Source organism: Saccharibacillus sacchari DSM 19268, from assembly GCF_000585395.1.
Classification (GTDB): domain Bacteria; phylum Bacillota; class Bacilli; order Paenibacillales; family Paenibacillaceae; genus Saccharibacillus; species Saccharibacillus sacchari.
The window spans coordinates 1,832,422-1,855,230 of the sequence record NZ_KK073875.1; the positions used below are offsets into that span (position 1 = coordinate 1,832,422).

The following is a 22,809-nucleotide window of genomic DNA, read 5'->3' on the forward strand; positions in this document are numbered from 1 at the left end:
CTTGGCTAACGGATCGTATGTCCTTTACAAGCCCAAATCAACCCACTTCGCGATTTTAATGGATTGCATATCCGTTAACCGTTGATTTTGCTGCTTTCCTCCTCGAAATCCGGCCTTTTTTTTGCGCTAAGCGTTATCTCGCTCCGTTAGATTTTTCAAAAGCTCAAAATTAGCCTCTAAGCGTCTCCTCGTTCCGTTAGAGTTCCAGCTTGAGCCTATAGGGCATTTTCCGTGCTCGCTTCTCTCCGGCTTTCGCCGATTCGACACACTCCATGCGCCTGCGTTCGCCTGCGCGAAGCACCTCTTTTTCCTACAAATTTTGGGATTTATTTTACATCCATTGGAACTTTTCGTCCCTTTTTCTTATTGCTTCCGGTTAAAAAATCCCATACCTTTACATCATGGGGGTTGTATGCGCTGTCGAGAACGTTCCGATATCACTGCGATGCAGGTTTCGGCTCGCGGCATGAAGGCTGCTATCCCTCTTCGCCTTTGCCTCCGGGTCGAATGCCGAATATCGGCCGGGTTCAATTCGAGCCTCAAGCCGCCGATATTCTTATGAAGGGTTTAATGAACACGGTCAATACTTGATTTACGGGGAAAGGAAGGCTCTTCTTGAACATACTTTTTTATCATGATTCGCAGGATCAGCTTTTCCATATCACTCCGCGTCAACGTCGGGTCGCTTTGTCGCTTTCGTTAATTATGGTTGCTTTCACGTTGATCGCTCTCTTTTTCGCGCAGCTGAAACTTCCGGTGTTGGCCGTTTTTTTTCCGGTCATCAGCGCTTGGGGCATATTCGGGGACATGCTGACGGCTTTTATTTTGTTCAACCAATTTCGGGCTTCCCGCATTCTTCCGCTTTTGATTTTGGCTTGCACGTTTTTATTGACGGGTTTGCTCAGCCTTTTTTACCTGCTTGCGCTGACCGATATGATGCCGATCGCCGGAATCCTGTCTCCCGGCTCGCAGAGCGCGGTCTGGCTGTGGTGTTTCTGGCATACGGCTTTTCCGCTCGGCATTCTGGCTTTCGCTTGGTCGATGCGCGCGAGGAGAGATATCATTCCCCTCGACCGGATTCCCCGACATCTTTTCGTCGCCACGTTATCCGTTCTTGTCGTCGCGGCGTCGATTTTGCTGTTGGTTACGGCAGGGCGCGATTTTCTTCCCGTCATGATCGAAAACGGCAACTATCACAGGCTGATCCAATCCGGAATCGGGCCCGCATTGTGGATGGTCAGCGCGGCGGCTTTTTGCTTTTCCGCGTTTCCTTACAAAAAAAGAGGCGTCCTTCGCGTCTGGCTCAGCGTCTCCACGCTCGCTTTCCTGCTCGGCATCACGTTGAGCCTTGCGGCCGGAGAACGTTACACGATCGGTTGGTACGGCTCTCGAATCGATTCGCTGATCGCGTCGACGGTCGTCGTGATCGCGATCATCAGCGAAGTGAACAAAGTATTCGTCCGGCTCAGCCGACAGCACGAAGAACTCGAAGAGTCCAAGCAGGCGCTGGAATCGGCCAACGAACAGCTTAAGGAACTCGCCGGAATCGACAGCTTGACCCGCATCGCCAACCGGCGAAAGTTCGACGAGGTGCTGAGACAGGAACTGAACGCGCCGCAGCGGGCCAAAGAACATCTGTCCCTGCTCATGATCGATATCGACTTTTTCAAAGCGTACAACGACAACTACGGCCACCTCGGCGGCGATATGGTGCTGCGCAGCGTGGCGCCGAAGCTTGAATCCGAGGCGCTGGCGCACTTCGGCTTCACGGCCCGTTACGGAGGCGAAGAGTTCGCCATCATCCTGCCGGGACATAGCGAGCGCGAAGCCGAGCAGATCGCCGAGTTGATGCTGGAGTGCGTCCGTTCGCTCGGCATTCCGCATCATTACTCCGGCGTGTCCGACCAGATCACGATCAGCATCGGCGGCTGCACCTTACACCCTGGGGAAAAGGCCACGCCTCACGACCTAATCGGACGTGCCGACGAAGCACTGTATCAGGCCAAAGCCGAAGGCCGCAGCCGGTTTATTTTCGCCAAACCGGTGCGTCCCAGGCGTCCCTTCTCCTGAGCATGAGGTATTCCTTCGTTAACCGCATAGCCTTTTCGGTTCATGCCTGAGCATGAGTTATTCCTTCGTTAGCCGTATAGCCTTTTCGGTTCATGCCGCAGCCCTGCACCGCCCGACCCGGGTACGTGCAGGGCTGCTTTTTGCGAAAAGATTCGTTTACATCGCCTTGCGTTTCAATTAACATGTAGGCAGCAAAAATCCCCTTTTACCCTTCCGGCAACCAGAACTTCCCGCACGCTTCATACCATCATCCGACGAGGAGAGATTGAGCGATGAAACCGTATCTGAAGGTCAACGAATGGCGCATTATTGAAGACAGCTTCGATCCCGAGCGCAATGAAGTATCCGAGAGCGTATTCAGCATCGGCAACGGCTATATGGGACAGCGCGCGAATTTCGAGGAACGCTATAGCGGCCCGTCGCTTCAAGGAAGCTATATGGCAGGCGTTTATTATCCGGACAAAACACGGGTCGGCTGGTGGAAAAACGGCTACCCCGAGTATTTCGCCAAAGTGCTCAATTCCGTGAACTGGATCGGCATCGACGTCGAGATCGACGGCGAAACGTTGGACTTGTCCGCCGCAAAGGTCGAAGATTTCGTGCGCACGCTGGATATGAAGGAAGGCACACTGAGTCGTTCATTCACGGCCACCCTCTCCAATGGTAAAAAGATACGGATCGAGTCGCTCCGCTTCGTCAGTGTTCCCTTCAAAGAGATCGGCGCCATCCGCTACACGGTCACTCCGCTCGGCGATGCCGCGCAGCTCAAGCTGACTCCGTATCTGGATGCCGACGTGGCGAACAAAGACTCCAACTACGACGAAAAGTTCTGGGACGGCATCGCGCAGGACTCCGGCGTTGATTACGCAAGCGTCGAAGTGCGCACCAAAAAGCTCGATTTCCGCGTCGCGTCGCATATGGTCTACGAGCTGGCGGCGTCCGGCGAGGCGGATCAAGAGTTCCACGTGGAAGCGGAAACGCACAAACGGGACAAATTCGCGGGATTGACGCTGTCGCTCCGGGCCGAAGCCGACCAGAGTATCACGCTGTACAAATACGTCGCCAACGTCACCTCGCGCGATCACGAACCGGATACGCTGGCGGGGAAAGCGCAGGAGTTGGCGGAACAAGCGCTGGAACGGGGCTTCGACGCTTTGCTGGACGCTCAACGCGAAGCGTGGGCGGTCAAATGGCGCGACGGCGATATCGTGATCGAAGGCGACGAGAAAGCGCAGCAGGCGATCCGGTTCAACATTTTCCAACTGCATCAGACGTACACGGGCGAAGACGATCGGCTGAACATCGGACCGAAAGGCTTTACCGGGGAAAAATACGGCGGCAGCACCTATTGGGATACCGAGGCGTACTGCATTCCTTTTTACCTGAGTACGGCTGACCACAGCGTGGCGCGCAATCTGCTCGTATATCGCTATAAGCATCTGGAAAAGGCGAAAGAGAACGCGGCCAAGCTCGGATTCGCCAAAGGCGCGCTGTACCCGATGGTCACGATGAACGGCGAGGAATGCCACAACGAGTGGGAGATCACGTTCGAGGAAATTCACCGCAACGGCGCCATCGCCTATGCTATCTACAACTATGTGGAGTACACGGGCGATTCCGCGTATCTCGGCGAGTACGGATTTGAGGTATTGGCCGAGCTGTCGCGTTTCTGGGAGGAACGGGTCAACTATTCGGAGCGCCGCGGCGCGTACCTGATTCTCGGCGTGACCGGTCCGAACGAGTACGAAAACAACGTCAACAACAATTGGTACACCAACCGGATGGCGGCTTGGACGTTGGAGTACACGACGGAAGTCGCGCGCAAGCTGAGATCGGAAGAGCCGGAAGCTTTTGCCGCCGTGGCGGAGAAGATCGGACTGACGGATACGGAATTGGAAAAATGGACCGACATTTCGGAGCGGATGCTGCTGGCGGAAGATCCGGAGAGCGGCGTCTTTTTGCAGCAGGACGGCTTCCTCGACAAAGACATCCTTCCGGTATCGCAGCTCGATCCTTCGCATCTGCCGATCAACCAGAAATGGTCGTGGGACCGCATTCTGCGTTCTTGCTACATCAAGCAGGCCGACGTGCTTCAGGGGCTCTTTTTCCTCGGAGACCGCTACGATCTGGAGACTAAGCGCCGCAACTTCGACTTTTACGAACCGATCACCGTGCACGAGTCTTCGCTGTCGCCGTGCGTCCATTCGATTCTTGCAGGCGAGCTGGGCTATACGGAAAAAGCGTACGAGATGTACCTGCGCACTTCGCGGCTGGATCTCGACAATTACAACAACGACACGGAAGACGGCTGCCACACCACCAGCATGGCCGGAACGTGGATGTCGGTCGTCCAAGGCTTCGGCGGCCTGCGCGTGCGCGGCGGACGGCTGGTGCTGAACCCGTTCAGCCCGGAAAGCTGGACGTCGCTGTCGTTCAAAGTCCGTTTCCGCGGGGCGAGGTTGAAAGTGACCGTGTCCGGCGGCAAAGCGATCGTGGAAAACGAAGGTCCGGAAAGCGCGGCATTGACGCTGTACGGCCGGGAAATCGAGCTTTCGGCCGGCGAAAGCGTGTCGGGCGAACGCGACCCGCAAGCGGGCGCGCCGGACGAGACGGTGCGGGGTTAAGCGGCGAAAAGCAGGCGGAAGCAGGCTGGAGCGCTGCCGAGGCGCAAGAGCAAGCGAAAAAGCGTCCTTCGTCGAAGGGCGCTTTTTCGTGCGGCACGGCACGGCACGGCACGGCACGGCACGGCACGGCACGGCACGGCACGGCACGGCACGGCACGGCTAACGGATTGTATATCCCTTAAACCCTCAAATCAACCCCTTCCGAGATTTTAACGGATCGTATATCCGTCAGACGTCTATTTTGCTGCTTTTTCCAACAAAAACAAGCCAAATTCCGTTCTAAGCGTCATCTGAATCCGTTAGAATTTTAAAACGATCCAAAACGGACGCTAAGCGTCATATCGATCCGTTAAAATTCCGGCTTGGCGAAATATCACGCCGATAAGGCCGAAAATCCGATTTCCGATTTTCGATTTTCGGTTTCCACTTTCCGCTTTCCGCTTCATTCACGATTTCACGGCCGACAACAACGACTCCGAAGATACGGTTGTTCTAAGCGACGTTACTCTATCGCCTAGACCGATCGATCGCCGACGTTGCTCTACCGCTGACCTTTTTCCGCCGGGATCGCCGCTGCCGTACGCTGCGTTAAGCTGCCCGCGCTCGCTCCCCCCGTCTTCCAAACCGATGCCGCCAGCCGATACGTCCGGTACCGCTGCTTATCGTTTGCAATCTCCATGCGATTGCTCTCGGCGAGCGTTTTCAGGATCAACCGCGCATGCCGATCCGTTACGCGCAAATGCCGAGCCAATTCGCCTGCGCTGAAAGGCACCATCAATCTGCGGGCATGTCTCAGCGTCTCTTCTTCCGGCCAATTCATCCCGTCCGCTGCCGGATCGAATGACAGAAACCGACCGACGAACGCAAGAACCAACTGCCGACAGCGTTCGGGTTCTTCGCGGATCGATAAATAAGCAACATGCAGCAGCGTCCAGCCGTCGAGTCCGAGCAGGCTGTGCCGCCAACACAAATCTTTGAACCGTCTCGTGTCGAGATCGCGCGCATGCGAACCGTAACCTTGAATCTCGATCGCCCCCTTGGCTCCGCCGGGGCGGTAAGCCAGATCGATATACCGATAGCCGCCGTGATAATCTCTTACTTCCCATTCGGCATGAAGATCGTCCAGATTACCGAATGTCGGAAACCAAATTTGCGCCAAAAATTCGATCGTGCCATGTCCGAGCCCCCGCTGAAGCAGCTCTTTGCGACGAACTCCATGCTCTTCCCCGATTTGCCGCTCCAACCATTGCCTATACGCTTTATCAAAATCTTCGGCCATGGACCGCTCCTCCTTTTCCTGTTCGAGAGAACGCAAAAAGGCCGCTCCCGATACCCTGTATCGAAAGCGGCGCGTGCTTCGCGTCCGTCTGCTTTCAGTGTACCTCCGCGCGAACGACAGAGCAAGCCGAATCGGAGAACCTGGCTGCAGTACTCGCGATCAGACATCGATTCGAAGGAAAACACGCCGAATATGAAGGATTGATGCCGAACTCTTGCTATCATCAAAAACCATCCTCATCCATCCGATACATATATTAAGCGATTATGCATATTGAAACCCATGAAAAAAACTGCACGTTTTTGCACGTAAAATGATTGATTTCTTGATGCTTTGAGTAATAATGCTATGAAAAATCATTTGCTTGGTAGGGAGAGGGGCTTGGAGTTCTTCGGCTTTGTCACTATTGATTCGGGACAAATCCAGGCATCTTTCCTTTGCCATTCCGAGACGGGGTGCTTAAAATTTGAGTAGAGGACGAGATCCTGCCTGCTGCGGCTTATGTCGCGGCGAATCGTCTCCACCCCGTTCCGGGGTAAATGATATCGCTTTCAAAATAGAGGGTTGAAAAAGGAGGAATCCGCGTGGACAAACCGACCGGACGGCTGCTACCGATCCTGAAGCGTCTTCTCGCTTCACGGGGGGAGTTCGTTACGGTACGGGATCTGTCGGATGAATTGGACGTCAGCGAAAGAACGGTCAAACGCGAACTTCCCGGCGTGGAACACTGGCTCTCGGCAAGAGACGCCCGGCTGATCCGCAAACCGGGTGCCGGAGTCAAACTGGAAGTCGCCAAGGCGCAGCTTGACGCTCTTATAGAAGAACTGAGCGCGGCAGGCCCGGTCAGGGACTACAGTCGAGACGAACGCCACTATTTCCTGATTAGCGAGCTGTTGCTCGCGGCCGAGCCTGTCAAATCGTACAGTTTCGCTTCACAGTTCAAAGTTACCGAGAGCACGCTGAGCACCGATCTCGACCGGGCGGAAGAATGGCTGCAGCCGTTAGGCTTGCGCCTGATTCGCAAACCGGGGTTCGGCGTTTACGTCGAAGGTAGCGAGAATGCCATCCGTTCCGCGCTAATCCAACTTGTTTATGAAAGTGTCGCCGAAGACCAAGTCGCCGAGTTGGTAAGCGGAAGCGTCGGAAACGAGGCCGCAGACCCGACAAGGGTCCGCTCCCATATCCGCAGCCGCCTGCTCAACCTAATCGACGAAGGCGCCGCCGAGCAGCTGCAACAGATGGTCGAAGAGTTGGAAAACAGCCTCGATCTCAAGCTGACCGACAGTGCCTACATCGGCCTGGCGGTCCACCTCGCGCTTGCGATTCAACGCATTCGGGCCGGACAACGCATTGTGATCGACGTTCATGTACTGGACGGCCTTCGCAAGCTCGGCGAGTTCGAAAAAGCCAAACGGCTTGCGGCAAAACTGGAAACCATGCTGGGGATCGAGATTCCCGAAGACGAAGTCGGCTACATCACGATGCATCTCAAAGGGGCGGAAACGCGTCTGGATCGGGATCACGACAATTATTACGACTACGTCAGCTTCGAACTCGTCCGCCTGGCTCGCAACATGTTGAAGACAGCCGAAGCCGAACTCGGTTATGAGCTGAAAGGCAGCAGCAAACTGTTCGCCGGATTCGTCCATCACCTGGGCCCGGCCGTCGAACGGCTGAGATTGGGTCTGGACATCCGCAACCCGCTGCTGGGGCAGATTCGCGAACAGTACGCCGAAGTCTTCGCCATTGCCGAGAAATGTTCGAATATTCTGGCCGATTACGTGAATCGCGACGTGCCGGAATCGGAAATCGGCTATATCGCGATGCATATCGGCGCGATGAGCGAATACGCCAGAGCCGAACGTCCTTCGCCGAAAGTGCTGATCGCCTGCGCAAGCGGCATGGGCACCTCGGGCCTGCTGATGGCGAGGGTACGCAAAGAATTCCCCGCCTTCAACCTGATCGGCATCGCTTCCGCTTCGGAAGCCGCCGAGAATCAAGAAGCGGACTTTATCGTTTCCACCGTCGACGTCGAGACCGAAACTCCTGTCGTGCGGGTGTCCGTGCTGCTTTCTTTTAACGACGTTGAGGCCATACGGCGCTTCGCGGATGAAGAGCAGCGGCGTTTCGTCAAAAAGAAAACCCGGCAGAATTTGCAAAACGATCTCGTCGGAACGTTGGATGAACACAAGCAGACGCTGGAAGGCATCCTCGACTTGATGAAAAACGTCGATATCGCGGATGCCTTTACCTCCCGGGACGTAGGCGAACTGATCGCGGCTATCTCGCGGCGGTTTACCGAAAACGCGGACGATGCGGCCGTGCTCGAACGCGAGCTGCACGAACGCGAGCGTCTCGGCGAAACCGTTCTCTCCCAAGACGGGCTGATTCTGCTGCACTGCCGCTCGGAAGTAATCGGCAAACTCATATTGGGTATCTTCCGCTTCCCGGACGGCTTGGCCGCCGAGTCGGAAGACAAGCCGATCACGCTGAAAGCGGCACTCCTTCTGCTGGCGCCGAAAGCCAGCGGCAAGTCCTACCTCCAGGCGGCCGGAGAAATCAGCAAATCGCTGATCGACCGCCCCGGATTTGCCGCCAGACTCTCTTCCTCCGAGCCGGATGCGCTCCGAAGAGAGATCGCGGACATGATGAGAGAGCTTTATGCAAGAAAAATAGAACAATACACATTGGAGGTTGAACAATTATGAGCAGCGTATCGACGCCTGAAAAATCGGGCGGACTCAGAGACGGCGTACAAAAGTTCGGACGTTTCCTGAGCGCGATGGTTATGCCGAACATCGGCGCGTTTATCGCGTGGGGTCTGATCACGGCCCTATTTATTCCTAAAGGCTGGTTCCCGAACGAGCAGATCGGATCGCTCGTCGGTCCGATGATTACTTACCTGCTGCCTCTTCTGATTGCTTATAGCGGCGGTAAGATGGTTGCGGATCATCGCGGCGGCGTGCTTGGCGCTATAGCCGTCATGGGTGTTATCGTAGGGGCTCCCGATACGCCGATGTTCCTCGGAGCAATGGCTATGGGACCTCTCGCAGGCTGGGTAATCAAGCAATTTGACCGCATGGTAGAAGGCAAGATTCCGGCCGGCTTTGAAATGCTGGTCAACAACTTCTCGGCCGGCATTCTTGGCGCGGGGTTGGCAATCGGCGGCTATTACGGCGTGGGACCGTTGTTCGAAGCTTTCACTAGCGTCCTTGAATCCGGCGTTCAACAGATTGTAAACTGGGGACTCCTGCCGCTGGTCTCGCTTTTCGTAGAGCCGGCGAAGATTCTGTTCCTGAACAATGCGTTGAACCACGGCATCTTCACTCCGCTCGGTACCGACCAAGTAGCGGAACTCGGAAAGTCCGTGTACTATCTGTTAGAAACCAACCCGGGTCCGGGTCTCGGCGTTCTTCTCGCCTACTGGGTATTCGCCAAAGGTTCGATCAGAAGTTCGGCACCGGGCGCGATTGTGATCCAATTCTTCGGCGGTATTCACGAAATTTATTTCCCTTACGTGCTGATGAGACCGGTTCTGCTTCTGTCCGTTATTCTGGGCGGCATGGCTGGCGTATTCACGTTCGTGGCGACTGGAGCCGGTTTGTCCGGTGCCGCGGCACCGGGCAGCATTATCGCAATTATGGCCGTAACGCCTAGAGGCGGTCACCTTGCCGTACTGGCCGGTGTAGCGGTTGCAACGATCGTTTCGTTCCTGGTCTCGGCGCTCTTCCTGCGTAACTACAAAGCAGACGACGAAGCGTTGGACAAAGCACGCGATGCTTCCAAAGCTATGAAAGGCACTAACGCTGCATCGGCAACAACAGCAGGCGTAAACGTACGCGTGAACGGCAAAGTCGAAAAAATCGTCTTCGCTTGCGATGCCGGCATGGGTTCGAGCGCAATGGGGGCTTCGTCCTTCCGCAAAAAAGTAAAAGCGGCAGGTCTGCCGATCAACGTAACGAACACCGCGATCGAAAACATTCCTGCGGATGCCGATATCGTCGTGACCCAGGAAAACCTGACGAGTCGCGCACGGGCAAAAGCTCCGAACGCGCATCACGTTTCGATCGACAACTTCATCAACAATCCGGTCTACGAAGACCTGATCGAAGAGTTGAAAGCTTCCCAATCCGGTGCTTCCCCGGCTGAACGCAACACGACGGCCACGACGCCGGATGCGCAATGGGACATCGACAATGCTTTGGACAAAGCCGCTCCCGGAGCAGGCGCCGTCCAATCCGACATCCTGCGTAAAGAAAACATCCGCCTCGGCCTGCCGAGCGTAACGAAAGAAGAAGCGATCCGCGAAGCGGGACGTTTGCTTGCGGCATCCGGTTACGTTAAACCTGGTTACGTGGATGCCATGATCGAACGCGAAGGCGTAGCGTCGACTTATATCGGCAACGGCGTAGCGATCCCTCACGGCGTGGGCACGGCCAAGCACGAGATCGAAAACTCCGGCATCATCGTTCTCCAATATCCTAATGGTGTCGAGTTCGAAGCCGGAACGGCTTACCTCGTCGTCGGCATCGCAGGCGCTCGCGGCGAACACTTGAAGATTCTGACGAAGATCGCGGAAGCAATCGAAGACGAGTCGACCGTTCAACGCCTGGCCCAAACCAAAGACGTCAACGATATCTACAACACCCTGAGCGTACAACCCGAGTAACAATCGAGACGTTTTAAAAGTCGGCCGGCAGAGATCCCCCTCTGCCGGCTTCGGCTTTGACTTTTTCCTTTGATAACCTTGACGTTGTAAGGCTTGTACTTACGAGCTTTTGCTCATCCCTAATTCATGATTGGTCTCAGCTTTTTACAGGTCAGTTTTTCACCCTACCGTTTCCCTTCCCCGGAAACGGTTTGATATCTTTTTATTCCCACACTCTTTTTAGGAAGATTATTCTTCCACATCCCGGACGCGAGTATGTTGACTAAAGCGACTTTTGGCTTTGCGCAGCAAAACAACCCGAGCGCCAGGCAACATACTCGCGTCCCCTCCTGGAGGTAACAACCCATGACTAAAAAAGCCATTCAATTCGGAGCCGGCAACATCGGCCGCGGTTTCATCGGAGCCCTGCTCGTCGAAGCAGGCTACGAACTGGTCTTCGCCGACGTCAACGAAGCCATGATCAACGAACTGAACGAAAAGCACGGTTACGCCATCCATATCCTCGACCTCGACAAGCGCGAGATTCCGGTAACCGGCGTGTCCGGCGTTCTGTCGAACAGCCCCGAGATGTCGAAGCATATCGCCGAAGCCGAGATCATCACGACGGCCGTAGGTCCCAACGTACTGAAATTCATTGCCGTCAATATTGCCGCAGGCCTTGAAGAACGTGCCAAATCCGGCGCAGGCTTCTTGAATATCATCGCCTGCGAAAACATGGTCGGCGCAAGCTCGCACTTGAAAGAGCAAGTTTACACGCACCTGTCCGACGAAGCGAAAGCTTACGCAGACGAGCATGTCGGCTTCCCGAACTGTTCCGTCGACCGCATCGTGCCTCCGTTCAAAGGCGATAACCTGCTCGACGTGGGCGTGGAATCGTTCTTCGAGTGGATCGTCGAAGAACCTGCGTTCAAAGGCGGCGTTCCGGCGATCGAAGGCATGAAGCTGACCGATACGCTGGTTGCTTACGTGCAGCGCAAACTGTACACGCTGAACACGGGCCACGCGATCACGGCTTACCTGGGCTACCTCAAAGGCCTGCCGACCGTCGACAAAGCGATCGAAGACGAATCGGTACGCGCAGTCGTGCGCGGCGCCATGGAAGAAAGCGGCGCGGCGTTGGTGAAAGAACACGGCTTCGACGCGGGCGAGCATGCGAAATACATCGATAAGATCGAAAAGCGTTTCCGCAACCCTTATCTTAACGACGACGTGAGCCGCGTAGGCCGCGAGCCGCTGCGCAAGCTCGGCCCGAACGACCGTCTGAGCGGCCCGGCGCGCATGGCGCTGAGCCTGGACCTGCCGATCGACAACCTGCTGACCGGCATCGCGGCAGCTCTGCATTATAACAACCCGGAAGACAAGCAATCCGTCGAGCTGCAAGCGTCCATCGAAGAAAAAGGTCTGGAAGGCGCAATCGCCGACGCGACCGGATTCACGGAAGACAGCGGCGAAAACGCGAAGATCGCGGATGCTTACGAGTCGCTGAAAAATTAATATTGTTCAAGGCGAGAAGGCTGCAACCGGCTTTCGGATTGCCTTGCCAAACCTTCGTCATACGAAAAAGAGACTGCTCGGCTTACGCCGCAGTCTCTTTTTTTGCGTCAGGAACATATCTTTTTTCAAATCATGCTGCCGTCGCTTCGCGATCATTCGAAATTCACGTTAATCACGGCCAACTCCGACCGCGTTCCCATCCGCAGCGGCAGTCCCCAGAATCCGTAACCGGACGTCACGATCGAATGCATCTGCCCTTTTTGCAAATAGCCCCAATCGTTCTCGTAGATCCGGTTCGTGATAAAGTTGGCCGGGAAAATCTGTCCGCGGTGCGTATGTCCCGACACTTCGAGATCGATTCCCGCCGCTTCGGCCAGCTCCAGCTCGTACGGCTGATGATCCAGCAGGATCAGCGGCGTCGCCGGATTCGCTTGCGCGACCAGCTCGGCTACCGACATCCGCCCGGGATCGGTCCGATCTTTGCGGCCGATCAGCGTCACCGGGAGTCCTTCGCTGACCACGTCGTCGTATAGCATGATCATGCCGCTGTCCTCCAGCGTGCTGATCAGCGACGTGTCGCCCGCCTCCAGACGGTCATGGTTGCCGAGCGACGCGTAGACCGGAGCTTCGATCCCGCGCAGAATCTCCGGAATTCCCTGCTTCACGTACTGCACGATATCGTCGTCCACCAGGTCGCCGGGAAACAATACCAGATCCGGCTGCTGCTCGTTGATCATTTTCACGAGACGCTTGGCGTGCGACGGCCCCGACAGCGCGCCGAAATGCGTATCCGCAGCCATGACGATCTTCATCGACTTTCGGCCGTCCAGCGAAGGCTTGCCGATCGCGACGTCATACGTCTTGATCACGGGGCTGTACGCGCTGTACGTACCGATTCCGCCCAATACCACCGTCAGCGCCAGCGCCGCGGCAGTCGCCGAACGGGCCAATTTGCGGCGGTCGATCCGGGTGAACAGTCTGAGCAGCAGCACGGTCGCGTTCGTTACCGGCAGCACCAACACCATCAGGTAAGCGAACACCAACCAGATTCCCGCGCTCCAATGCGCCCAAGCATACTCGCTGAACGCGAACCGGAAAAACATCGACCAAGCCGCGACCAATAACCCCGCCGACAGCACGACCAGCCAGCGTTTTTTTACGTCGGGCTTGAATGCTTTGATCCCTCTCCACAGATTCCACCCGATATACAAAAGAAACCCGTGATACACGAGCAGCGAAATGATAATGCGAATAACCAAACCCTTAGGCTCCTCTCAGCTTTCGACAAGCGCAGATCCCATCATCGGCCCTTATGCGTTTTCTTTCTATTATACGAAGTTGCCGACCATGAAGTCGAGCCGCGCTCCGGACGGTTGAACAGGAGATGTACGTCATCCTCCTTTTGAAGCAAAATATGCAGCACTCCGTTTACAAGCAAAGCAATCGTAATTGAAGCGAGACGAACATTCGTGAACCGCTCTAACCGCAACATAACTACGAAAATACAGTTATCGTCTATTGAAGGTTTATGGAAAAAGAAATAACTGCATATCTCCATTTATTTGAGCAGAAAAAGAAGCACTCTTCGAAAAAAGAGACAATTAACTGTATTTATGCAGGTATCGGTCTCAAATCGCCGAATTCGCAGAAATTAAATGGAGATATGCAGTTAATTTAAATAAGGCTGTTCCGCCCCTGTCACAGGTTCCGGAACAGCCTTTTATCCCGACTTTAGATCAAGCCCTTACCCTTTGATCGCCCCCGCCGTCATCCCCGCGATAAAGTATCGTTGCAGGAACAAAAACAGCACCACCATCGGCACCGCCGACAGCACGACTCCGGCGAGCAGCGTCGTATAATTCGTCACGTACTCCCCCCGGAACTGCATCAGCGCGAGCGGCAGCGTCAGCTTCGAATTGCCGTTGATCAGCAGCATCGGCATCAGCAGGTCGTTCCACGACATGACGAACAGGAACGTCGCGCACGCCGACAAGGCGGGCGCGGACAGCGGAATCGCGATCCGCACGTACAGCCGCCATTCGCTTGCGCCGTCGATGCTGCCCGCTTCCAGCACTTCGCGGCTTAGCGAGCGCATGAAGCCCGTCAGCATGAATACGGTCAGCGGCAGGAACAGCGCCACGGACACGATGACCAAGCCGAGCAAGTTATCCGACCAGCCGAGCTTGCGCACCAGCGAGTACAGCGGCAGCATGTTGACCTGCGTCGGCACGATCAGGCCAGCGGCGTACAGCGCGAAGAAAAACGCGCCGATCCGGCCGCCGAAACGCACGATCGCATACGCGATCAGGCTGCCCAGCAGCAAAGACAGCGATACCGTGCCGAGCGTTACCAGCGTGCTATTGCCGAAGTAGCGCAGCATCGGCTGCTGATCGAACAGCGCGACGAAGTTTTCCAGCGTGAGCGGCTTCGGCCAACCGAGCGGGTCGGCGAAGAAGGCCGTCGTCGGCTTGAAGGCCGAGATCAGCACGAAATAGAGCGGCGCGGCGATGATCGCCGCGTACAGCAGCACGAGCAGCCGTCCCAGCCATTTGAATGCCATAAAGTAGTCCTTCCTCCTTCCCCTGACTTACGCCGCCCGGTCCGTGCGCAGCGCTTTGAATTGCAAATACGTCAGTACGGCCAGCACGACCAGGAATATCATCGACCCCGCCGAAGCGAGTCCGAATTCGTAGTTGCCGAACGCCGTATGGTAAATGTACGTGGACAGAATCTCCGTCGCGTTGTTCGGGCCTCCGTCCGTCATGACGAAGATCAGGTCGAACGCTTTGAACGACTGGATGGTCGTATACGCGATCACGATCGCCGAAGCCGGAGCAAGCAGCGGCCACGTGATATGGCGGAACAACTGCCAGCGGTTGCCGCCGTCGATTCGCGCCGATTCGTACAACTCGCCCGGAATCGCCTGCAAACCGGCGATGAACACGATCATCATCTGTCCGGCGTGCGCCCATACCTGCACCGCTGCGATCGCGTACAGCGCGATATGGCGGTCGCCGATCCAGTTTTGCGTCAGGCTGTCCAATCCTGCGCCGCGCAGGCCCAGATTGAGCATGCCGATCGTCGGATCGTACACGAACGACCAGATCAAGCCGACCGAGACCGACGAGAGGATCGCCGGCAAAAAGTAAAGTGCGCGCAGGAAGACGCGCGTTCGCGTATTGCGGGACAGCAGCATCGCGAGCACCAGCGACACGATCGTCTGCACGATCACGACGCTTAGCATGAACTTAACGTTGTTCAGCAGCGTTTTGCGGAACACGAGACTGTCGAAGCTGTCTTTGTAATTGCCCAGACCGACCATCCGGTACGAATCGGACACGCCGTCCCAGTCGGTAAAGGAGTAAAACAGCCCCGACAGCGTCGGATACGCGAACAGGAACAGATACAGCAGCGTGCCCGGCAGCAGGAACAGCCACAAGGCACGCTTATGTTTCATTCTTTTGATATTCATGGGCAGGCCGCGCTTACGACTTGCTCAAGTTTTGATCGATGACGGCTTGGGCTTCCTGCGCGGCTTCCTCCGGCGTGGAACCTCCCAATACCGCTTGGATCGAATTGGTGACGGCTTTTTGGTTATCGCCGTTTTTGATCGTGAAGCGCGGTTGGAACAGCGTCTTTTTGCTTGTCCAGTCTTCGGCGACCTTCAGCTCCGGGCTATCGTACGATACGCCGTCGACCGTCACGTTTTGGCCGGTCGCGTTGGCGTATTCGCCCGCCACGTCCGGCTGGCTCAGGTACTCCAGGAACTTTTTCGCTTCTTCCGGGTGCTTGGACTTGCTGTTTACCGCGAGCATGAACGTACTCGTATGCACGCCTTCGTACTTGGCTTCGCCCGCGCTCACCGTGATCGGGGCAAGCAGCGCCTGCTCAAGCTCCGGATTTTGCGCCGCGTTCTGCGCGAGCTGGTACGAACCGCTGGCGAGCATGCCCGCTTTTTCCTGAACGAACAACGCGCCTGCCGCGGCGTCTTTCGTGCCGAGCGCGTCGGGCTGGAAGTAGCCTTTATCGTTCAATTCTTTGATCTGTGTCAGCGTTTTGACCCACCATTCGTCGGTCAGCTTGGCTTCGCCCGCTTCCACTTTTTCGAAAATGTCGTCGCTCGGCTCGTTGTTCATCACCATCGTGTTCATGAACTGGCCCGGACCGATATCCGCGCCCGCGAACGCGATCGGGATAACGCCGTTGTCTTTCAGCGTTTGGCATAAAGCCAGGAAACCTTCCCAATCGGCAGGCGGCGTCAGGCCGTATTTTTCGAACAGCTTCACGTTGTAGATCGGATCGTTGTAAACAAGCTGGTACGGCACCGCGAGCTGTTTGCCGTCCTGCTGTCCGGCCGCGATCAAGTCTGCGTTGAAGCTGTCAAGGAACGACGAGCCGCTCAGATCCGTGAATACGCCGGCTTTCGCCAGAGCGTCGAACTGCGCGCCGGGGAACGAAGCGAACACGTCGCCGACCGAACCGTCGGACAGCTTCGCCTGCGCCGTCGATTGATACTGGTCGGACGGCAGCGTCTGCATCTCGACTTTGATCGTCGGGTTCGCCGTTTCGAACTTGTCGATGATCGTATCCAGTGCTTTGACGTCTTCGCCGCGCCAATGCAGGAAGTTGATCGTGACGTCGCCGCCCGAACCGGAAGCTGCCGAACCGCCTCCTCCGCAAGCGGAGAGCACCGCCGTCAGCGCAAGCGCGCCCGATGCCAACAAATAACGAACCTTTTTCCCGGATTTCCCCGTCATCGTACAACCTCCTTTTGAATGTCAGCCCATTTTTGTTTGAACAACGGCAATGCTTCTTTTCCGAAAATCTCGGCTTCTTCCAAGTGCGGGTAGCCGGACAGGATGAACGTGGATACGCCGAGTTCGGCATATTCGATCAGTCGCTGCGAAACTTGATCCGCCGTGCCGACGATCAGGATCGCGCCGCCGGAGCGGACGACCGACAATCCCGTCCACAGGTTGGGACCGACGACGAATTGTTCCGCTTTGGACAGCTCGCGCAGCTCGTTCTGACGGCGTTGGTTGGTCGCGTCGGTCGCGGCGAATTCTTTTTCCGCGCGCTCGATCGCTTCCGGGGACACTTTGCTGATGATCTCCCGCGCCGCTGCCCATGCTTCTTCTTCCGTGTTGCGGACAAGCACCTGCGCGCGCAATCCGTAACGCAGCTCGCGCGGCGCTCCGGTTTCTTGTTCGTAGGCTTTGCGCAGTCCTTCGATTTCCGCGATCTGCTCTTCGATCCATGCGTGCGGCTCGCCCCACATCAGGAACGTGTCGGCATGCCGGATCGCGACTCTTTTCGCGCCTTCCGAGCTTCCGCCCAAGTAGAACGGAGGATGCGGATTTTGCACGGTGCGCGGTGATCCCGAAGCGCGTTCGAACGTGTAGTGCTTACCGCGGAACGGCTCGGAGCTTGACGAAACGGCCTGCTCGTTTGCCGAAGCGTCGACGTCTTTTTTCGTTGCTGCCGGAGCCGTGCCGTTCGCGCCCGACACCGCCACGAATTCCGAAGCCTGCGGTTTGTCGCCGTTCGCCCATGCGCGCTTCATTACTTCCAGATACTCGTCCGCCCGTTCGTAACGCTCGTCGTGCGAACGCGCCAGCGGATCGCCCAGTTCTTCGAGATCCTGCACGGAGCTTCCGGTCACGACGTTGATCATCGCCCGGCCGCCGGACAGTTGATCCAGCGCCGCGCCCATGCGCGCCGACAACACAGGAGCCGTCAGGCCAGGTCGTACCGCCACGAGCGGACGCAGCGTTTGCGTGCGGCTCATGACCGCCGAACCGACGACCCAAGCGTCCAAGCACGCGCCGCCGGTCGGAATGAGCACGAATTCGAAGCCCGCCGTCTCCGCCGCCTGCGCCACCTCCGTCAAATAATCCAGCGTCGCCGGACGTTCCGGTTCCACGCCTACATGGGCTCCGTCTCCCGCCGTAGGCAAAAACCAGCCGAACTTGATCTCCCGCTTGCTTCCTTCACCTGCTGTCATCGTCGCTCCCGCCTTCCAGTCGTTTTATATTTTTGTATTTTAAATTTTAAATATATTATCCCAACTAAACAAGTTGGATTAGTTTTGTTAGAATGATAACAACGCTTACGCCAATAGTAAATGTCATTTCGCCATTCGGCCTTTTTGTCATTTTGTATGCACCCTTGCGAAAAAGGAGCTTTGTTCATGCCGATCGACACCGAATATATGAAAGAAGACCATCACGAGTATTTGCGCATCCACTTTTTCACGCCGTCGGATTACGAAAAGTGCGGTCCGGCCTGGCCGATCCGTCTCGGTTCGAATCTCGCCAAGCCCAACTATCACATCGGGCCGCGCACGACCGCCTACTATTACCTGCTGCTCGTACTCGACGGGCGCGGCACGTTCGTTCACGGCGACCGGACGTATTCGCTTGCCGCGGGCGATATGTACTGCCTTTTCCCCCAGGTGATGCACGAATATTGGACCGACGCTGAAGCCCCGTTGCGCAAAATATTTTTGGCGTTCGACGGAAAAATGGCGTTGGAGCTGCTTCGGCGGATCGGCCTGACGCCCCAGCGTCCGCATCTGCCGTCCGCGCTCGTGGAAGAAGCGGCGGCAGCGATGCGTTCTTTTCTGGAAAAAACGTCTACGGAGCACGCCGAAGCGTCCGATCTGAGCCGTCTGTCGGAGTTCTACCGCATTTTCGCCGCGTTGGAATCGACGGCGTTTCCCGAAGGGAGCGAGCCGGACGGCGTCTCTTGGCTTCAGCGCGGTCTGGATTATATGGAGATTCATTACGCGGACGGAATCACGATCGAGGAAGTGGCACGGCACGCGGGCGTCGGACGAACCCATTTCAGCAAAAAGTTCCATGAGCGCTACGGCCATACCCCGGTCAGCCATATGCAGCAGCTCAAACTGGACGAGGCCCGAATGCTGCTGGAGCAGACCTCGTATTCGCTGTCGGAGATCGCGCATTCGGTTGGCTACCCGGATCTGTTTTCCTTTTCCAAAGCATTCAAAAAGCACACGGGACTTCCGCCCAAGCAATACCGGCAGCAGCATGCGCCCTTTTAACAGAAACGTTCTGCTTGCCCTCATCCTCACTGGGTAATAAATAGAGGGAGAAACGCCTTACGGCTTCTGCGGACTCGCTGTGTTTCGATACGGCTCCCAAATAGCCTGCTGAGTGGACAAAACGGAGGAATACGACGAATTACGGAGGATTTCTGTTAAAACCGTGTACAAATCCCGGGACGATTCCGAAAAAAGCCGTTTTTTTCGCGTTTTTCTTGTGTTTTTGCCGAATAGTTTGTATAATCCTTCTTGTTGATTTTTTAACCGCAGTTCATTTCGTTATGTAAAAACTGATCTAGTACTGTGTAAAATTCATGTAAAATCCATCTTTTTAAACGGACTAAGGGGGGACTTGATTTTGGGAAAAGCATTGATTATCGGTGCCGGCGGCGTAGCTAGCGTTGTCGTGCATAAGTGTGTCCAGAATCCGGACGTATTTGAGGAAATTTGTATCGCGAGTCGTACGTTGTCGAAGTGTGAAGCTTTGAAAACGAAATTGGACGGAGGACGCACGAAGATTTCGGTTGCGCAGGTCGATGCCGACCGCACCGAAGAAGTCGTGGAGCTGATCAAAAGCTTCGGGCCGGATATCGTAATCAACGTGGCGCTCCCTTATCAGGATCTGACCATTATGGACGCGTGCCTGGAAACTGGCGTTCACTACTTGGACACTGCCAACTACGAGCCGCTCGACAATCCGAAATTCGAATATAAATGGCAGTGGGCGTATCGCGAGAAGTTCGAGAAAGCCGGCCTTACGGCGGTTCTCGGCAGCGGCTTCGACCCGGGCGTAACCGGCGTATTCAGCGCCTACGCGCTGAAGCACTACTTCGACGAGATCCACCAGATCGATATCGTCGACGCGAACGCGGGCGATCACGGCTATCCGTTCGCGACCAACTTCAACCCGGAGATCAACATCCGCGAGATCACGGCAAAAGGCCGCTACTGGGAAAACGGCGAATGGATCGAGACTGCGCCTCTTTCCGAGAAAAAAGTCTACGACCTGCCGCAAATCGGACCGAAAGACATCTACCTCTTGTACCATGAAGAGCTGGAGTCCCTCGCCGAAAACATGCCCGGCCTGAAAAAAATCCGCTTCTGGATGACGTTCTCGCAAAACTACCTGAACCACCTGAAAGTGCTCGAAAACGTCGGCATGACTTCCATCGAGCCGATCGAATTCGAAGGCCAAAAAATCGCGCCGCTTCAGTTCCTGAAAGCCGTGCTGCCGGACCCTGCTTCGCTCGGACCGCGCACGAAGGGCAAAACGAACATCGGCTGCATTTTCCAAGGCACGAAAAACGGCGAACCGAAAACGTACTACGTCTACAACGTATGCGATCACGAAGAGTGCTACCGCGAAGTCGGTTCGCAAGCGATCTCGTACACGACCGGCGTACCGGCCATGATCGGCGCCATGATGGTCCTCAAAGGCCTCTGGAAAAAGCCGGGCGTATACAACGTGGAAGAGTTCGATCCGGACCCGTTCATGGAAGAACTGAACAAACAAGGCCTGCCGTGGGTAGAGGACTTCTCGCCGACGCTGCTGGACTAAGGCGTAGGAGGACATTATCATCATGACAGACATCGATTTCAGCGCCGTCCCGTCGCCTTGTTACGTCGTGGACGAGCGTCTGCTCACCAAAAACCTGGAACTGCTCGGCTCCGTGCAGGAACGCACCGGCGCCAAGATCCTGCTCGCCCAGAAAGGATTCTCCATGTTCGCGGAGTATCCCCTGGTCGGCAAATATCTGGCGGGCGTGACGTCCAGCTCGCTGTTCGAAGCGCGTCTCGGTTACGAGAAAATGGGCAAAGAAGTGCACGTGTACGCTCCGGCTTACGTCGATCGCGAGTTCGACGAACTGCTGAGCTACACGGACCACATCGTGTTCAACTCGTTCGCCCAATGGCGCAAGTTCAAGGACAAAGTCCTGAACTACCCGGGCCGCAAGATCGAAGTGGGCCTGCGCATCAACCCGGAATATTCCGAGCTTGAAGTGCCGCTCTACGATCCGTGTTCGCCGTACTCCCGCATGGGCATCACGCTGGAGAATTTCGACGAGAGCGATCTGGAAGGCATCGACGGCCTGCATTTCCACACGATGTGCGAGCAAAACTCCGATACGCTGGAAAACACGCTCAAAGTCGTCGACGAGAAATTCGGCCACGTCATTTCGAAAATGAAATGGCTGAACTTCGGCGGCGGCCACCATATCACGCGTCCCGACTACGACGTCGAGCGCTTGATCCGCTGCATCGAGTTCGCTCGCGACAAGTACGACGTGCAGGTCTACCTGGAGCCGGGCGAAGCGATCGCGCTGAACACGGGCTACCTGGTGGCTACCGTGCTCGACACGATGAAAAACGGCATGGACATCGCCATCCTCGATACGTCGGCGGAATGCCATATGCCGGACGTTCTGGCGATGCCTTACCGTCCGAACATCGACGGTGCCGGCATGCCGGGCGAGAAAGCGATCACGTACCGTCTGGGCGGCATGACCTGCCTCGCGGGCGACGTGATCGGCGACTACTCGTTCGACCGTCCGCTCGAAATCGGCGACAAGCTGGTCTTCGGCGACATGGCGCACTACACGATGGTCAAAAACCATATGTTCAACGGCGTGAACCTCCCTTCGATCGCTTCGTACAGCGACGAGGAAGGCCTTAAAGTGATCCGCGAGTTCAAGTTCGAGGATTACAGTTCGCGGTTGTCTTAAGGTTTATGCGAAAAAAGCCCGGCTCCTTGTTAAGGATGTCGGGCTCAGTTTGTTCTCGAAAGTCACATATGCGCGGGAAGCCAGAAGGCTCCGAGAAAAATTCGTTCCGGTCGCGTGTTGAAATCAGGAAAAAGGATTAAATTTTAAGCGGAATTTTCCCGATTTCAAAGGCGATCACTATCGTTCCTTCACTGAATTTCTCTCTCCGCCTTCTGGCTTCCAGTCACGTTAGTCTTTCTTTACACGCTGAGCCCGACTCCTTTTTGAGGATGTCGGGCTTTTTTTATTGCTCGAAATAGTATGTCGGATCAGGCCCTGCTCTGGTTCTTGCGCGCCAGACGCGATCTCAAGCGGATCAGCCGCGGTCGGTTGTATCTCTGAATCAAGCAAAACGGGATCTGCACTATCACGTTCACGATTGCGCATATGAAAAACACGAGCGCATACTCGTCAGGATTGATCCAGATGCAGGCAAAGCCCAGAATCGCCATGCCCAAGTGCCCGATCTCCCCGTATTTCGTTTCTAAAATAAATCGTTCAGCATAAGCCGCAGTGAGTTCGTTGTCGAGATTTCTTTTTTGAAATTCCCATAGCCCCCCGCCTTCCGGAAGACGGTCTTTCCACCGATCAAGACGGATTTTTTTGTACAATCTCCGTTCGAACGGACGCTCCGAGAAAAACCAATCGTTTTTCTCGTACCAAGACTTCGGCAGGAATCGAACCACATGGGCCGTGCCCAGGCAGCAGACCAACCAAAATACCGTGTTGATGACAATCATCCATATCATAAATCCAGCACTCATTTTTCACCGTCCTTGTGTGAGGAAGCCCGAATGGTTCAGCAATCAAAGGATTGAAATGACTTTGCCGATAGCTATGATCCT

At 55.8% G+C, this 22,809-nt stretch carries 15 protein-coding genes; 8 read left to right on the top strand and 7 right to left on the bottom strand.

All coding sequences use genetic code 11. The features are described from left to right. Positions 1-615 precede the first annotated feature (615 nt). Positions 616-2,070, top strand: coding sequence for a sensor domain-containing diguanylate cyclase (locus SACSAC_RS07865; RefSeq protein WP_037285136.1), 1,455 nt, complete (start codon positions 616-618; stop codon positions 2,068-2,070). Positions 2,071-2,342: 272 nt separating this feature from the next. Continuing rightward, positions 2,343-4,694 carry a glycoside hydrolase family 65 protein gene (locus SACSAC_RS07870; RefSeq protein WP_037285137.1) on the top strand — a complete coding sequence of 784 codons (2,352 nt, stop codon included), beginning with the start codon at positions 2,343-2,345 and terminating at the stop codon, positions 4,692-4,694. Between the two features lie 541 nt (positions 4,695-5,235). On the opposite strand, the gene SACSAC_RS07875 is transcribed toward SACSAC_RS07870, so the two are convergent. Further along, the gene (locus tag SACSAC_RS07875; RefSeq protein ID WP_245608603.1) at positions 5,236-5,973 is read right to left on the bottom strand and encodes a transcriptional regulator; all 738 of its coding nucleotides are present in this window, start codon (positions 5,971-5,973) and stop codon (positions 5,236-5,238) included. Between the two features lie 584 nt (positions 5,974-6,557). Here SACSAC_RS07875 and SACSAC_RS07880 point away from each other — a divergent pair. The 3 genes from SACSAC_RS07880 (at position 6,558) to SACSAC_RS07890 (ending at position 12,136) form a co-directional block, all read left to right on the top strand. After that, positions 6,558-8,681: a BglG family transcription antiterminator gene (locus tag SACSAC_RS07880; RefSeq protein WP_037285139.1), complete on the top strand. Its 2,124-nt coding sequence runs from the start codon at positions 6,558-6,560 to the stop codon at positions 8,679-8,681. Then, positions 8,678-10,642, top strand: coding sequence for a PTS mannitol transporter subunit IICBA (locus tag SACSAC_RS07885; RefSeq protein ID WP_037285141.1), 1,965 nt, complete (start codon positions 8,678-8,680; stop codon positions 10,640-10,642). The genes SACSAC_RS07880 and SACSAC_RS07885 overlap by 4 nt, the downstream gene beginning before the upstream one ends. 345 nt (positions 10,643-10,987) lie before the next feature. After that, positions 10,988-12,136, top strand: coding sequence for a mannitol-1-phosphate 5-dehydrogenase (locus SACSAC_RS07890; RefSeq protein WP_037285143.1), 1,149 nt, complete (start codon positions 10,988-10,990; stop codon positions 12,134-12,136). 152 nt (positions 12,137-12,288) lie between these two features. Here the strand turns inward: SACSAC_RS07890 and SACSAC_RS07895 are convergent, their stop codons facing one another. From SACSAC_RS07895 to SACSAC_RS07915, 5 genes are all read right to left on the bottom strand, one after another. Next, entirely contained in the window at positions 12,289-13,395 is a 1,107-nt protein-coding gene (locus tag SACSAC_RS07895; protein ID WP_037285145.1) for a metallophosphoesterase, read from the bottom strand. Positions 13,396-13,880: 485 nt separating this feature from the next. Next, a complete protein-coding gene (locus SACSAC_RS07900) occupies positions 13,881-14,696 on the bottom strand; it encodes a carbohydrate ABC transporter permease (protein ID WP_037285146.1) in 816 nt (271 codons plus the stop codon). Between the two features lie 27 nt (positions 14,697-14,723). Continuing rightward, positions 14,724-15,608 (bottom strand): carbohydrate ABC transporter permease, encoded by an 885-nt coding sequence (locus tag SACSAC_RS07905; RefSeq protein WP_425414799.1) that lies wholly within the window; start codon positions 15,606-15,608, stop codon positions 14,724-14,726. A gap of 13 nt (positions 15,609-15,621) precedes the next feature. Continuing rightward, positions 15,622-16,893 carry an ABC transporter substrate-binding protein gene (locus tag SACSAC_RS07910; RefSeq protein WP_037285148.1) on the bottom strand — a complete coding sequence of 424 codons (1,272 nt, stop codon included), beginning with the start codon at positions 16,891-16,893 and terminating at the stop codon, positions 15,622-15,624. After that, the gene (locus SACSAC_RS07915) at positions 16,890-18,140 is read right to left on the bottom strand and encodes an LLM class flavin-dependent oxidoreductase (RefSeq protein ID WP_037285150.1); all 1,251 of its coding nucleotides are present in this window, start codon (positions 18,138-18,140) and stop codon (positions 16,890-16,892) included. The genes SACSAC_RS07910 and SACSAC_RS07915 overlap by 4 nt, the downstream gene beginning before the upstream one ends. 186 nt (positions 18,141-18,326) lie before the next feature. On the opposite strand from SACSAC_RS07915, the gene SACSAC_RS07920 reads away from it, so the two are divergent. From SACSAC_RS07920 to nspC, 3 genes are all read left to right on the top strand, one after another. Continuing rightward, positions 18,327-19,202 carry an AraC family transcriptional regulator gene (locus tag SACSAC_RS07920; RefSeq protein ID WP_037285152.1) on the top strand — a complete coding sequence of 292 codons (876 nt, stop codon included), beginning with the start codon at positions 18,327-18,329 and terminating at the stop codon, positions 19,200-19,202. Positions 19,203-19,560: 358 nt separating this feature from the next. Further along, positions 19,561-20,760, top strand: a complete 1,200-nt coding sequence (locus SACSAC_RS07925) for a saccharopine dehydrogenase family protein (protein ID WP_037285154.1) — start codon at positions 19,561-19,563, stop codon at positions 20,758-20,760. A gap of 22 nt (positions 20,761-20,782) precedes the next feature. Continuing rightward, positions 20,783-21,925 carry a carboxynorspermidine decarboxylase gene (nspC, locus tag SACSAC_RS07930; RefSeq protein ID WP_037285156.1) on the top strand — a complete coding sequence of 381 codons (1,143 nt, stop codon included), beginning with the start codon at positions 20,783-20,785 and terminating at the stop codon, positions 21,923-21,925. Positions 21,926-22,233: 308 nt separating this feature from the next. Here nspC and SACSAC_RS07935 read toward each other — a convergent pair whose 3' ends face one another. Next, entirely contained in the window at positions 22,234-22,728 is a 495-nt protein-coding gene (locus SACSAC_RS07935; RefSeq protein ID WP_037285158.1) for a glycosyl-4,4'-diaponeurosporenoate acyltransferase CrtO family protein, read from the bottom strand. Positions 22,729-22,809 lie beyond the last annotated feature (81 nt).

Excerpts from the sequence above, each read along its gene's own strand:
- SACSAC_RS07905 (WP_425414799.1), bottom strand. The coding sequence starts at position 15,608 with ATGAATATCAAAAGAATGAAACATAAGCGTGCCTTGTGGCTGTTCCTG.
- SACSAC_RS07935 (WP_037285158.1), bottom strand. The coding sequence starts at position 22,728 with ATGAGTGCTGGATTTATGATATGGATGATTGTCATCAACACGGTATTT.
- SACSAC_RS07875 (WP_245608603.1), bottom strand. The coding sequence starts at position 5,973 with ATGGCCGAAGATTTTGATAAAGCGTATAGGCAATGGTTGGAGCGGCAA.
- SACSAC_RS07900 (WP_037285146.1), bottom strand. The coding sequence starts at position 14,696 with ATGGCATTCAAATGGCTGGGACGGCTGCTCGTGCTGCTGTACGCGGCG.
- SACSAC_RS07910 (WP_037285148.1), bottom strand. The coding sequence starts at position 16,893 with ATGACGGGGAAATCCGGGAAAAAGGTTCGTTATTTGTTGGCATCGGGC.
- SACSAC_RS07920 (WP_037285152.1), top strand. The coding sequence starts at position 18,327 with ATGCCGATCGACACCGAATATATGAAAGAAGACCATCACGAGTATTTG.
- SACSAC_RS07885 (WP_037285141.1), top strand. The coding sequence starts at position 8,678 with ATGAGCAGCGTATCGACGCCTGAAAAATCGGGCGGACTCAGAGACGGC.
- nspC (WP_037285156.1), top strand. The coding sequence starts at position 20,783 with ATGACAGACATCGATTTCAGCGCCGTCCCGTCGCCTTGTTACGTCGTG.
- SACSAC_RS07890 (WP_037285143.1), top strand. The coding sequence starts at position 10,988 with ATGACTAAAAAAGCCATTCAATTCGGAGCCGGCAACATCGGCCGCGGT.
- SACSAC_RS07915 (WP_037285150.1), bottom strand. The coding sequence starts at position 18,140 with ATGACAGCAGGTGAAGGAAGCAAGCGGGAGATCAAGTTCGGCTGGTTT.
- SACSAC_RS07870 (WP_037285137.1), top strand. The coding sequence starts at position 2,343 with ATGAAACCGTATCTGAAGGTCAACGAATGGCGCATTATTGAAGACAGC.